Origin of the sequence: Helicobacter acinonychis, from assembly GCF_900461455.1 — a bacterium.
Classification (GTDB): domain Bacteria; phylum Campylobacterota; class Campylobacteria; order Campylobacterales; family Helicobacteraceae; genus Helicobacter; species Helicobacter acinonychis.
Genome location: NZ_UGIA01000001.1, coordinates 722201 through 736150 on the forward strand (window position 1 = coordinate 722201; position 13950 = coordinate 736150).

Sequence of the window (13950 nt, forward strand, 5' to 3'; positions counted from 1 at the left end):
GATTAAAAAGGGTGGTTTAAAAAATTTTTTAATTTTTAAATTCTTAATTAATTGCTACTTAACGCAATCTTTTCTACTTTTTTACTAATAATAAGAAGTAATATTTACTTTCTCTTCCTTACTCCATCCAAACTCTTCATAATTTTCTCCTAAAATATCTCCGATTCAAACTCTTTGTAGTTTGGTGTGTTTTTTGACTTCCTCCATCTTTGCAACTTGTTTTGAAGCTTTTTATCGTTTAAGAGGTTTTGATAATCTTTCCCATTAACTTTTTTAAATCTCTTAAATTCATAAAAATTTTCTAGTGAATAGTCTAGTTGGAGCATGACATCATGGCGAGCTATTCTTTCTAAATTGTCTCGGATTTCTTTTCTGCTTAGGTTATAGTTGCACTGCATAGAAAACTTTTGAAAATCTCTGAAGAATAATATCATTTCTTTGATTTCTTCAAACTCTTTGTAATTTTATTCATCGTTCTCTCCTTTATTGTTTTCTTCTTTGTATTTTTTCAAAGTAAAAGAGCTCACGCTATTAAAGACTACATCAATGCTTTCTTTAAACAGATTAATCACTAGGTCTAGTCGCTCTAAATTTTCTTTTTTGGATTGTTCTTGTTGAGAAAATTTATCTTTGAGCGTTTCAATTTTATTAAAGATTTTATCATTGAAATCATCAAGACCTTTTTGCATTAAATCCAATCTGATAGACTTCAAAGTTTTTTGGTAGTGTTTAAACTTTCTAGCATCTTGTTTAATAGCGTCTTCATACATGAGAATACACTCTATATAAATATTTTAAAATTTCCTTTTGTTTTTCACTCCTTTTATTTAAAGAATGCAAAAATTCTTCAAGCGAATCAAAAATGGGGCTTTTTCACTAAACTCTTTATATTCTTGATACCTTGTAGAGCTGTGAGTGCAAATCCCCAAAAACTCAATGCCCTTATCTTCTAATTTTTCTTTAGTTCTAGTAGCGATTTTTTCTAATTGGCTTTTTTCGCGTATATCATCAACCATACTCAATACGATAAAAACTTTCTTGCCTTCTTCGTCGTATAATTCTTGCAAATAGCCTAAATCATCACCTTGAATGCCCCCATCCTCGCACCTAATGAGCCATAGGATGTGTTTAGCGTGAGTTAAGTATTCTTTAGAGGCTTGTTTGTCCTCAGCAGTATAGCCTTGATTAGGGGAGTTATAGCTAGGGGTGTCTATAAGGCATAGAAATTCAAAGGGCATGCTGGGAGCGCTTAAAAGCATGAAAGGCATGATCTCTTTAAGGTTAAAGTCTTTTAAAAACTCATGATTATAAAGGGAGATTGGGTAATTCCACCATGCCCCCATTTTGAGAACGCCCCATCAAAACTTGTTTTTCACCCTTTAAGCAATAAGTAGGGATAGCTGTAGTAGAGTTGATACTTTCGGAGAGTTTTAAATTCAATTTTAACAAATTATTTAAAAAAGTGGATTTGCTCGCACTAAACTCTCCCCCTACCGCAATCATATTTTTTTGAAACAAACTAGGGAAGCTCGCCACTAATTGCAATTCTTTTTCAATCTCTTGGAGCATGAGTAACGCCATGACCTCTTCTTTAAGCGAATTTACTTCATTAGCGAACTCTAAAAACTCGTGTTTTAAGATTTGTTGGTATTTAATTAGCCCTTGATTTTTTATTTTGGCGTTTAAAATACGAGCGATTAAATCGTAGCGCTCTTCTGATCTCCCTAGATTGTGATGGTTTTTGTCCCTATCATTGTCGTTTAAAAAATCAACACTCATTGAATCTCCTTTAAAGCTTTAATTTGTGTTTCTAATTGAGCGATTGATTGTTCTTTGTTTTCCACTTGATTTTGCAGTTTTTGAATGCTTTCTTTAAGCTTTGAAAGGTCCCATCGGCGAAATTTTGTTTTTCTAAATTCTTTTTTAAAACTGCGATATAGTCTTTCACATCGCTTTTAGTTGTTTCTTCAAAACCCCTCACATGATTTTCCACGCTTTTTATAAACTGATTGGCTTCATCGCCTTTTAAATTACCCATTTTCTCTTTGATCTCGCTAGGGATTTTGTCGGTGCAATCAAACTCTTTAAATTCAATGCGATCCAAGACAGCATGCACGCTTTTTTTTAAAAGCTACCTCATCAATCTTTTCCTTATTAGGGACAATCTCGCACAATTGAGAAAAGACTTTATCGTAGAGTTTTTCTTTAAAACCAATTTTTAAAGATCCAACGCTGTCGTTTAAAGCCTTTTGGCAATTATCATGCATCTCTGTTAAGTAATCAACCACCGCTCCGGCTTTAATGGTTGTTGTTTTTTTATGGGATCCTTTTCATCATAACACCACTTATCGTTAAACACATAGCCAAAAATCTTTTAACACCTCCCCACAAGTAATCTTGTTTAACTTTTTTGAATTCATATTCGCTCTCTTCACCTTCTTGGTTTTTATTATCCTTTTTAGCCTCTTTGATAAATCCCTTTAACGCCTCATTCAAGCCATCTTTAATACTGTTGATAAATTCAACGATAAAATCTTCATATATGTCTCTAAAATTCACCTCAATCCTGTCAGAGAGTTTTTCATAAGTCTCTATCTGCTTACAGATCTTGCCACTATCAGTGCTTTGAATTTTGTTTTTTCTTCTTCTATGTCTTCTAATAGCTTCGTTATTAATGAATGAAGACCGTTTGCTTTTTTCTCTACAAATTCTTGCAATTTTTGAGAAATGATTCTTTCTTTTTCTTTGGTAGCGTTTTCTAAACGCTCTTTAATCGTGTCCATATTGCTTAAAAATAGTAGGCTTTCTTCAGACTCGCTATTACTATTAAAAGCGTTAGGGTAATCACCTTTTAAATTTCTAAACGCAAGTTGGTATTCTTCTTTTTCTTTTTCCCAAGAATCTTGATTTTTAAAATCTTTGTGCATGCTAAAGCAAATCCCTGAAGTTACAATGACGCCATCGTTGATCGCATTTTCAAAAATCTTTTCTTGATTAGGGTATTCTTGTTTTAGTGCTTTCATGGTTTCATTCAAATGAGATGAAAGGGATTTTTGCACATTTGCTAAAGCTGTAGGGAGATGGTGTTTAGAATTTTGCACTACACTATCGTTACAAAAAACGCTATCTATCTAGCTTGCCACAGCTTGCCACAAAATAAATCTCTTGAATGCCTTCTTTATTAGAAACCCTGTCAAACAAATCCATATCGCTTTCGCTTAAAAACTGAGAAGAAGGGCTTACCACAAACACTACATCGCAATCTTTCAATAAAGCTTTGGTGCGCTCCTCTCTTAAAACGATCGGATCATTCATGCCCAGGGTGTCAATCACTTCTAAATTTTTGAGGTTAGGGTTATTTGAAAAAATTTGCACCGCTTTAGTGTAGGGCATATACCTCCCATTCGCGCCTACGAATTGATGCATTTTTTGATTAAGCTCTCCTAAACTATTGGCTTGAATGCGCGTGTCTATACTTTTAAGATTGACCCCACTTTTTTCATTCTTTCGTATTGATCATGCGATGAGACGAGCTTGTCATTCTTTTTTAATTCATTTTTAGCGATTCTTTTGACACTTGCTAACATTTATTCTTCGCTTAAATTCTCTCTTTTAGTGCTTCTTTTTTGTCTTTATGTATAGAATTTTAGCCCATGCTTTAACCCTATTTAAAGGATTTTGCTTTTCTCTAATCTTGTTCATTTTTTCATCAACAATTCTTTTAAACTCTCTTTCATACCTTTCATAGTCGTTTTTAAGCTCTGCAATATCATTTTCATTGTAAAGCTCTACCTGAGTGCTTAAAGTTTCAACGTATTTTAAAATGGTAAGACTGACAGTCATGGGCGTTGTCGCTTTGGGTAAGACTTCTTTACCCTCAAAAATCAAAGCATTTAACAGCGAGCTTTTACCCACTTTCACACGCCCGATAATGCCGACTTTAAGATCCCTATTTTTAGACCGCATATCTTTTAGAGTTTGCTCTAAAACTTCTGTTTTATTCACAGTCAGTTCGCTTATAAAAGGCTCTGCTCTTTCTTTCAAACCTTGCTCTTTGATGACTTTTTCAATTAAGGTGCTTTTTTGATAAGTTCTTGTTCGTTCATCATCAATCCTTTAAATATTGTTGTTCTAGATCGCTTAAAGCGTTGATCTTATTGTTTAAGATTTGTTTTTGATCTTCTAGATCGTTTAGGTGTTTTTCTTTTTCTTTTTGAGCGAGCACGATTTCTTCTTTTTTATGCATGATTTCTAATTCGCATTAATATTTTAAAGTTTTGAGAGCTTTTTCCAAGCATTCATTAAACAAGCTTGGTAAAACTTCTTTAAGACTATTTTCAACCTCTAGTATCACTTTTTTTCAATCAAGCACTCTAATTTTTCTCGCTCTTTTTCCTCATTATTTAAAGAATGAAGAAATGATATTAGGCAAGAATGTCAATAAATCTTTTAAAAGAGGTTTTAACCCTTTTAAAATCAGTGCAAACGGTCTTGTAGCAAGGTTCTTGGATAAAAATAAACTTAAAGTGTTGTCCCCAATTCAATTGCATGCTCTAAACTCACAGACAATTTGTTAGAAAGTTGCGTGTTGTCTAGTTTTTGCAATCTAGCAAATTCAACATGAAAATCTTTTGAAAAGGAAAGATTGATTTTTTCAATCTCTAATTTATCGTTTTTGATCAAGCTTTGTTGCATGACGCTTCCTATTTCGCTATTGAGTTCGTTAGGCTTGTTGGTTGAAGTGGCTAAATAAGGCTTTTGCTCCCTAACATCTTCTATCACTTCCTTGATAACAGCCCCTACAGCCACGCTAAAATATTCTTCTTCTAAATTAGCCCTTAATTTTTCATAGGTTTTTTCAATGTCTTTAATTCTTAAATCCAAAGCTTTGATTTCTTCTAACGCCTTTTCTTTAGAGCAGTCAAAGCTTTCAATCACGCTTTTTAAGCTATTTTGTAATTGGGCGTTTAAAAATTTCAATCGTTTCAAATACAAATCGCTAAAAAGCCTTTCAGCGTCTATTTTATCCGCAACCTCTAAAAGGGTGTTATTGTCTTTATTGGAACAAATGAAGCGCATTGTCAAATCAAGGTGATCTTGGATTTGCTCTTCAAATATTGTCTAAAAACTTTGCTCACTCAATTCAAAACTTTCTGCTTTTTCATTATTAGTTAAAAAAGCTTCTATATATTCATTCGCGTATAGTACAACTCAGCGGCTAAAGAAGTCTCTAGCGTGATACCGGTAAGCAAAATGCTCCTATCTAAAAAGCGGTTTAACAGCGAGCTTGTGCCTGCACTAAATTCCCCACAATAGGTATCACAGGATGTTGTTTTTGAACGCTCTCTAAAGAGTAAAACATTCTTGTTTATTGATCTCTACTTCTTTTAAAACTTCTAAAACCTGTTCTAAAAACTTTACAAAACTTGTCTGTGCTCGTAAAAACATCAATCAATCCTTTCTAATGACTAAAATTTAAATAAAAACGCAAAAATCCCTAAAAAAAGGCGAATTTTTAAGAATAAAAACCATTACAAGCTTCTAACACCATTTAATGGCTTGTATTAGACTTGATTTTTACGGATTAGATTTAATATTGAATGAATTATTTTTTGATTGCGTCAAATAGTGTAAGAATCCTCTTCTTGCTTGTCAAAACTCGCAAGTAAGCCATGCTTACAGAACGATTTTAATAGCTGGCATTAAATCGTTGTTTTCTTCTACTTTTAACATTCTGACATCTTTAACACAATTTGCAAAACATGGTATTTGCTTAGCTAAAATTTGCACCGTAGCGACACAAGTAACAGCGTTGATTGTCTCATCGCCAAAACACATGCCACCTTGTTGCCATTTAAAGCGTGTTGTTCCATGAATTTACGAATATCAGAATAAACTTTTGACAGATTCATTCCGTTTTCATTCAAGCAATTTGCGTCAAGATCAAAAGTTACAGCATATATCTTATCTCATTTATTTGTTTGTGTTATAGCATATTTTTACTTAGAATTTCGTTTGATTAACCCATGCATTACAACTCATGCGTTTGAGAACAAAACAATTTTATTTCTTTAGAAGCGAATTGGTTTTTTAAAGCTTGGGCTAAAGATAAAGCGGTTTCATCGCTTAAAAAAAGCTTGAATTTAGCGTAGTCCTTACGACCGCTCACCTGCTCTTTTTGGCTTAAAAGCAACGAAGAAGCGGCGTATTTATAGCATTCCACATAAAAAAAATCATCAAAGCCTTTTTCAAATAAATAATCTATTAAAGCGTCTTTCAGGCAAATATCAATATAAATTTCTAAAGCTAACATTTTAATCCCTTTTAACTCACACGATTTTAATCTTTTTAGCAATGAGCATGAACATTGGCGGTAGTAAGAGTAAGGTTAGAGCGCTTGAAGTGACTAATCCCCCAAGCACCACTATCGCTAAAGGTTTTTGAATCTCTGATCCCACGCTATGGGTGAATAATAATGGTATCAAACCCAAACCTGCAATGCAAGCGGTCATTAAAACCGGTCTCAAACGCCTTTTAGCACCTAATAAAACACATTCTTCTATGCTTTTTCCTTGCAAGAGAAGCTCTTTAAAATAACCTATCATCACCACGCCATTTAAAACCGCAATCCCAAAAAGAGCGATAAATCCCACGCTCGCTGGCACTGAAATATACTCCCCTACCACAAACAATGCAATAAGGCCTCCGGTAACCGCAAAAGGGATATTCAAAAGAATAAGCAAGGCTAAAGGAATGCTTTTAAAAGTGAAAAAAAGAATGAAAAAAATCGCTAATATGCTTAAAGGGATAACGGTAGAAAGCCTTTTATTGGCCCGTTGCTGGTTTTCAAACTGCCCCCCATAAGTGATATAGTAGTTTGGGGGGAGTTTGATATTGTGGCTGATCACTTTTTTAGCCTCTTCTACAAAAGAGTTTAAATCGCGCCCCACAACATTACTGCGCACCACACTCATGCGCCTTGAATTTTCGCGCACGATAGAAACAGGCCCATCCACTTCTTCAATTTTAGCGATAGAAGTGATAGGCACTGCAACGCCGTATTTGGAAGTCAAGACCAAGCTTTTAAGTTTAGTGATAGAACTTGCAAAATCGCTCTCTTGACGGATCATCACTGGGGTGCGTGAAATCCCTGTGGGGATCACATCCACGATCAAACCCTCTAAAGCGGATTTCAAAAACTTGGAAAATTCATCGCTACTAATCCCCACATTCGCCATCGCTTCTTTATTGGGGGTGACATACAAATAATTCACGCCCTCATTGAGCGTGGTTAAAACTTCACTAGAGCCTTTAATCCCCTTTAAAGCTTGCACGATTTGAAAACTCAATTCGTTCAATTCGCTAATATCATCTCCAAAAATCTTAACCGCTAAATCCCCCCTAACCCCTGTAAGCATTTCAGAAATCCTCATTTCAATGGGTTGGGTGAAAGAAAAGTTAATCCCCTTAAAGTCCTTTAAAGAATCTAAAATTTTATCCAACAATTCGTCTTTGGTTTTAACGCTCCATTCTTTTTTAGGAATGAAAGAAATAAAGGTATCGGTTTGATTCAACCCCCCTAAATCTAGCCCCAATTCATCGCTCCCTGTACGCGCGACAATGCTCTTAACTTCTTTGACATGCTTTTTAATCGCGCTTTCAATGTTTAACATGAGATCCCTAGATTGATCTAAAGAGATAGAGGGGGTGGTTTCTACGCTCAAGACCACTTCGCCCTCATCTAAAGCGGGCATGAAAGTCTTCCCCACAAAAGGGAATAAAGAAAGACTAGCGATCAAAAAGACAAACGCCCCTAAAATCACTTTTTTAGGGTTATATACAAAAAATTCCAATAAAGGGGCGTAAATTTTATTTAAGAATCTCGTTAAAAAGGTTTCGCTATGGGGCGTGACTTTTAAGACAAGAGAGCTTACCACAGGAATGATGGTAATAGATAAAACTAAAGTGCCTAAAAGCGCATACACAATGCTTTGCGCTAAAGGCTTAAACATCTTACCCTCTAAACCCTGTAAGGTTAAAATCGGCACAAAAAACACAATAATAATCACCACCCCACTCACCACTGAAACGGCGATTTCTTTGCATGAACGATAGATCGCATGGAGTTTAGTGGTTTTAGTGTTGGCACTCAATTTTTCAAAAGCGTTTTCTACCACCACCACGGCTGAGTCAATAAGCATGCCTATGGCAATGATCAACCCCCCCAAACTCATCAAGTTTAAAGTCAAATCGCTAATCTTGATAAAAATAAACGCCACCGATAAACTCAAAGGCAAGATCACCCCCACAGCCACGCTCGCCCTCAAATTCCCTAAAAACAAAAAAAGCGTGATAATAATCAAAATAACGGCTTCAATAAGCGTTTTAGAAACGGTCGCAATGGCTTTTTGCGTGAATTCTGAACGATCATAAAAAACATTGATGGACACGCCATTCGGTAAAAGGGGTTTTATTTCTTCTAGTTTTTGATACACTTGAGCGATGATTTCTTTCGTGTTAGCTTCTTTTAATGAAAGCACCAAGCCCTCTGTGGTCTCACCCACTCCATCTTTAGTGACAAACCCTAAACGGGTGCGAGACTGGCTGATGACTTTTGCAAAATCCTTAATGTGCAAATGCCCTAAATTAGTGGAAATGGTGATTTTGCCAATATCTTCTAAACTCAAAGAGGCGGTTTGGATTTTGACTAAAAAGGTTTCGCCATCCCTATCCACGCGCCCAGCTCCGCTGTTTCTTAAATTCACTCTTAAAGCTTCTTCTAAATCAGAAATGCTTATCCCAAGCCTTGCCATGTCGTCAAAATCTGGCACCACCACAAACGCCCTGCTAAAGCCTCCAATAGAATTGACATCCGCCACACCGCTAATCATTCTTAACTGCGGACGGATAGTAAAATCCAAAAGCTGGCGTTTTTCTATTTCGGTGATATTGCCATCAATGGTGAACATAAACATGTCTGACAACGGCGTAACAATAGGCGCCATGCCCCCTTCAACCCCCACAGGCAAATCTTTCATCACACTGCTCAAGTGCTCATTGACAATATTTCTCGCTAAATAAATATCCACGCTGTCATCAAAATCTATCGTAATATCTGAAACCGAATACTTTGAAACGCTTCTTAAAGATTTTTGCCCTTTCAAGCCTAAAAGCTCCAATTCTAAAGGGCGCACGATATTGTTTTCCATTTCTTCAGGGCTAGAGCCCGGAAGTTTTAAAATGATTTTAACTTGAGTGGGCGAAATATCTGGGAAAGCGTCTATGGGCGTGTTGATAAAACTATAAGTCCCAAAAAATAAAATAAGGATCGCGCAAACAATCACGATCACCCTCTGGCGTAAGGAAAATTCAATAATAGAGGCTAGCATCACTCTTCCCCTAAACTATTAATCATGCCTTTTAACCCTATCAAAGATCCCACTGCCACGCTGTCATTGGAGTGCAAATTTTTAGCGCTCACGATAAAAATCTTATTCCTCTCTTCTAAAACTTGAACCACCACAGGTCTAAAACCTTTAGGCGTCCTAACAAACACCAAATAATCTTTCCCATTCCTTATCAAAGCGTTTGAAGGGATCAAAATAGAGTCTTTAGGCTGTGAGCCTTGGATATATATTTCCACCATTTCTCCCACATGGTAATTGCCCTCATCTAATAGAGCGGTGGCTAAAATCGTGTTAGAGCTTTTGTCTAACACCACCGAAACGCTTTGGATCTTGCCAATCTCTGATCCCTCTTCATTATACACCAGCGAATCTTTTTTAATGGTTTTAGAAATATCCACAGGCAATTTGATTTGAGCGATCAAATCATCGCTTTTTGAAATGCGCACATAACTATTGAAAGCCAAAATCTTTTCGCCCACATTTTTAGGCGCTAGCGCTAAAAGACCGCTATCGCTAGCCACAATCCTAAAACCATACTGCCCTTTAGGGTTTTTGGGATCCACGCCAAAGCTTTTAAACGCGCTCTCTAATTGCTCCACTTTCAAGCCCATTTCCTGGCTAGCTAAAAAGCTATTTTGATACTCCCTTTTAGGGATCACGCCAGCTTTATAAAGCTCTAAATCTTTTTTAGTAATATCTTTAGCGATCTTTAATTTATTTTGATTGTTTTGCAATTCAAAATACAAATTGCTCAAATTAATAGAGCTCACTTCGCAAATCGCATCCCCCATTTTCACCTGCTCGCCCTCTCTTTTATAAACCGCAACCACAGACGCATCAAAGCTCAAGCTCTGCACCACAGAACTTTTGCTGTCAAAGTCAATATAAGCGTTAAAAGGAAGCCCTTTGCTAAAAATCCCCTTATCCAAGCTGACAACTTTTAAGCCCATGGGTTGCAAGTTTTTTTCTTCTAACACAATTTCTGAATACTCTTTGGCTTTTAAAAAAACACTCATTAAAATGAGCCACAATAACGCATGCTTCAATGCAATTCTCCTAATTTTGTCAAACTCTCCCCTAAAGTCTCTTCTAAAAGCGCACTAATATTAATGTATTCAATCTTAGCTTCAGCCAAAGTGATGAGGGCGTCCATGTAAGAATTTTGATAAATCAAATATTCAAAAAGCCCTATTTTTTGGGCTTCATAAGCAATGCGCCCCATTTCCATCAAACGCTTTTTGTTTTCAATGGCTTCTTTTTGGATCTTGATGTATTCTTCTTTATTTTTAAGTTGGTTTAAATAAGATTTGGCGTTAATTCGTATGTTTCGCTTCATCACTTCATTTTGTGCGAGTGCACCACTTTGCAAGTCCAAGAATTTGCGCTTTTGATAGATATTTTTAGGCGTGACCGGCAAAGGGATACGCAATTCCATAGAAAGATTGGTTGAAGAGTTATAGCTTTCAGCGCCAAGCCCAAACTCAAATTCATTAAACACGCCCCTAGTCGCTAATTTCGCATTCACTTGATAATCTTTAGCGCTCAAATCCAAAATATCCACATACAACGATCGATCCAATTTGAAGTTTAAAGATTCAGGTTCTAAATGCACATATTGGAAATCCAAACCAATCACCTTAACATCATGCAAATGGTTCAAATAAGTGTCAAAATGTGCCCCCTCTTTAACCGGCTCCACAATTGCAAGCATCGTGTCTAGCATCTTTTCTAAATCTATAAGCTTGGTTTCCACATTGGTTTTAGCGAGTTTGGATTCTAAATAAGAATTATTGAAATTAATATAATCTTTTTCACTCATGCTGCCGGCTTTAACCTTTTCTTTAGCGATTTTGAGCTGCGAATAAAAGTTCGCCTCTCGTTGCACATACACTTGATACTTTTCTTTAGTCATCACATAAGTCAAATAAAGGCGTTTAGCGCCAATAAAAGCGAGGTTTTTACTCAATTGATAGCTTTTGTCGTATTGAATGGTCTTAATAGAAAGGCTTTTGGATAAAAGCGAGCTCACCCATGGGAGCTTGGGTCTTACCATCAAAACGGTTCTAGGTTGCGCTTCTACAATGCCTTGAAAGTTTTTCACCATAGAGATTTCGCTTGAGATATAAGGGAAATCCCACGCATTCACGGATCGTTGCTCATTCAAACGGCTTTTAAAATCGGCTTTTTTACCGATCAATTCCATAGAATTGGTTTCTACTTCTTTAAAAAACTCTTGCAAAGTAAAGGTTTTAGCACTAATTGTACTCCCACTGCACATGCTTATCAAAAAAGCGACTCTCAAACAAAAACGCCTCATTGTTTGATGGCGTTTGAAAACCTTAAATCGCAATTTCTTTAACATCCCCAATTTCTAAGAAACTTTGATACACATTCCATAAGAAATTTTTACGATTTTTTTGGATTTCTAAATCTTTATCCATCACTAACACGCTTTTAAAATATTCTTCCAAAGGTGCATGCAAACTAAAATAAGCCTCTATTTTGCTATCCAAACTCTCAAAAGCGCTTGTTGTGATTGCGTTGAACGCCTTAAAAAGGGCATGCTCTTGCGGCTCTTTAAAAAGATTGGTAGAAAATTCGCTTGTTTGGTTAGGGTTTTGATCTTTATTGATATTGGCCAAGCGTTTGAAAACGCTAAAAAGCAAGTCTTTTTTTTGGGCGTTTTTAGGGTCGTCTAAAAAGCGTTTTAGGGCTTTGACTTTTTGAATGATTGCAACTATATCTCGCTCGTTAGTGTTTAACACGCTTCTTATAATAGAGGGGTTACAATCTATCAAGTTATTAAAGCGCTCTAGTAAAAACTTCTCTAAAACTTCTAAATCAAAGCTTTGATAAACGCCCACTTTTTCAAAGAGATTTTTTAAATCCATTTTTAAATCAAATTTTAATCCATAATGCACGATGATTTTCAATAGCCCAAAACTCAAGCGCCTTAAAGCAAAAGGATCTTTAGAACCGCTAGGGATCTTACCCACACTAAAAAGAGAAAACAAGCTGTCTAATTTCAAGCTCAAAGCAACGATCGCACTAAAAACGCTAGAGGGCAAGGGGGCGTTTTCGCTTGTGGGCAAATACTGCTCTTTCAAACTCAAAGCGACTAATTCGTTTTCATTTTGTTTCAAAGCGTAGTAATAGCCCATGATCCCTTGAAGCTCTGTAAATTCATACACCACTTCACTGAGCAAATCCGCTTTAGCGATTTTGATAGCCCGACCAATCAATTCAAGGGCTTTTTCTAAAGGCATATTCAATGATGGAGCGTATTTTTGCGTCAAATATTGAGCGATGACTAGTTCTCGCTCCATTTTGTCCTTTAAAGTCCCTAAACCTTGCACAAAAACCACGCTCTCTAAAGGGGTGTTGTCTAAGGGCTTTTTAAGATCGTTTTCATAAAAGAAAACCGCATCGCTCAAGCGGGCTTTCAAAACCTTTTGGTTGCCTGCAATGATTTTTTGCTTGTCTTTATTGATAGCGTTACTCACCACGATAAAGCCGTTGTGCAATTTTTGACTTTCTTCTTGGCTCTCTTGATTGAAAGTTGCAAAATAGCGCTGGTTTTCTTTCATGGAAGTGGTGATAATTTCACTGGGTAATTTTAAAAACGCCTTGTCAAACTCCCCCAAAAGCACAGTGGGGTATTCAGTGATCGCTACGATCTCATCTAATAAATCCCTATCCACCTCTACAATAATTTGATGCTTTTTTTCTAGCTCTTTGATTTCTTGTAAGATTTTCGCTTCGCGCTTTTTAGGGTCTAAAATGACATGGTTTTTTTCTAAAACTTCAAAATATTCTTTAGGGCTGTCCACTCCAATAAAATCAAAACCCTCTTGTCGGTGCGTTTTTGTGGCTTGCTTGGTTTTAAAACCATACCCTTTGATTTTAATATTATTAAAATTTTCCCCATTAAATAACACGCAAATATTATGAATGGGTCTGATAAAGCTTTTTTCCACGCTACCCCAACGCATGGATTTTCCAAAATTCAAACTTTCTAAAAACTCTAGAACAATGGGCATGATTAAGTTTTTTGTGGGCTGTTTAGGGTTGATTTTAGCGTGATAAAGCACTTCTTTATTGTTTTTAAAAGCGGTTTGGAAATGTTGGTGATCTTTTAATCCTAATTTTTGATAAAACCCTAAACCTAATGCATTCAGCCCTTGTGCTTTGTCTTTATGGTTGCATGCAATTTCAACAGGAGGGCCAAAAAATTCTTCTTTGGTTTCTTTAGTTAAAAGGGGGAAATCTTTAACAAACACACACAAACGCCTAGGGGTGTAAAAAATCTCTATATTTTGCACTTCATTTTGCATCTCTATGGCATGTTTTTGAAACAGAGCGTGGAGTTTTTTAGGCATCTCTTTATATTCATTCAATAACGCTTGTGCGGGCAATTCTTCAGTCAAAATTTCTACTAATAATTCATCTAAATGCAAAACCTCAATTCTCCCTAAAAACAAAATCACTCTTTAAGTCAGCTAAATTGTGTTAGAATTATACTTGATTTTGTTCTTATTTTAAT

General features: G+C 36.1%; 5 protein-coding genes and 4 pseudogenes. All 9 read right to left on the bottom strand.

All coding sequences use genetic code 11. The features are described 5' to 3' along the window. Nucleotides 1–149: 149 nt before the first annotated feature. A pseudogene (locus DYI00_RS03405) lies at nt 150–1779 on the bottom strand (dynamin family protein). Continuing rightward, nucleotides 1776–4106: pseudogene (locus tag DYI00_RS03410) on the bottom strand (dynamin family protein). The pseudogenes DYI00_RS03405 and DYI00_RS03410 overlap by 4 nt, the downstream one beginning before the upstream one ends. A gap of 2 nt (nt 4107–4108) precedes the next feature. Beyond that, a pseudogene (locus DYI00_RS08420) lies at nt 4109–5448 on the bottom strand (hypothetical protein). A 228-nt stretch (nt 5449–5676) separates the two neighbouring features. Then, nucleotides 5677–5963 (bottom strand): annotated as a pseudogene (locus DYI00_RS03420) (virulence factor). 68 nt (nt 5964–6031) lie between these two features. Beyond that, complete coding sequence (locus tag DYI00_RS03425; RefSeq protein ID WP_011577927.1) at nt 6032–6313, bottom strand: DUF3240 family protein; 282 nt, start codon at nt 6311–6313, stop codon at nt 6032–6034. Between the two features lie 16 nt (nt 6314–6329). Further along, complete coding sequence (locus tag DYI00_RS03430; protein WP_172460800.1) at nt 6330–9389, bottom strand: efflux RND transporter permease subunit; 3060 nt, start codon at nt 9387–9389, stop codon at nt 6330–6332. Continuing rightward, entirely contained in the window at nt 9389–10453 is a 1065-nt protein-coding gene (locus DYI00_RS03435; protein ID WP_104709325.1) for an efflux RND transporter periplasmic adaptor subunit, read from the bottom strand. The genes DYI00_RS03430 and DYI00_RS03435 overlap by 1 nt, the downstream gene beginning before the upstream one ends. Continuing rightward, the gene (locus DYI00_RS03440) at nt 10450–11775 is read right to left on the bottom strand and encodes a TolC family protein (protein ID WP_172460801.1); all 1326 of its coding nucleotides are present in this window, start codon (nt 11773–11775) and stop codon (nt 10450–10452) included. The genes DYI00_RS03435 and DYI00_RS03440 overlap by 4 nt, the downstream gene beginning before the upstream one ends. After that, nucleotides 11747–13864 carry a glycine--tRNA ligase subunit beta gene (gene glyS / locus DYI00_RS03445; RefSeq protein ID WP_104687771.1) on the bottom strand — a complete coding sequence of 706 codons (2118 nt, stop codon included), beginning with the start codon at nt 13862–13864 and terminating at the stop codon, nt 11747–11749. Before glyS ends, DYI00_RS03440 begins: the two co-directional genes overlap by 29 nt. Nucleotides 13865–13950 lie beyond the last annotated feature (86 nt).

What these genes read in the sequence shown, in the direction of transcription:
- DYI00_RS03425 (WP_011577927.1), bottom strand. Translation starts at nt 6,313, where the DNA reads ATGTTAGCTTTAGAAATTTATATTGATATTTGCCTGAAAGACGCTTTA.
- DYI00_RS03430 (WP_172460800.1), bottom strand. Translation starts at nt 9,389, where the DNA reads ATGCTAGCCTCTATTATTGAATTTTCCTTACGCCAGAGGGTGATCGTG.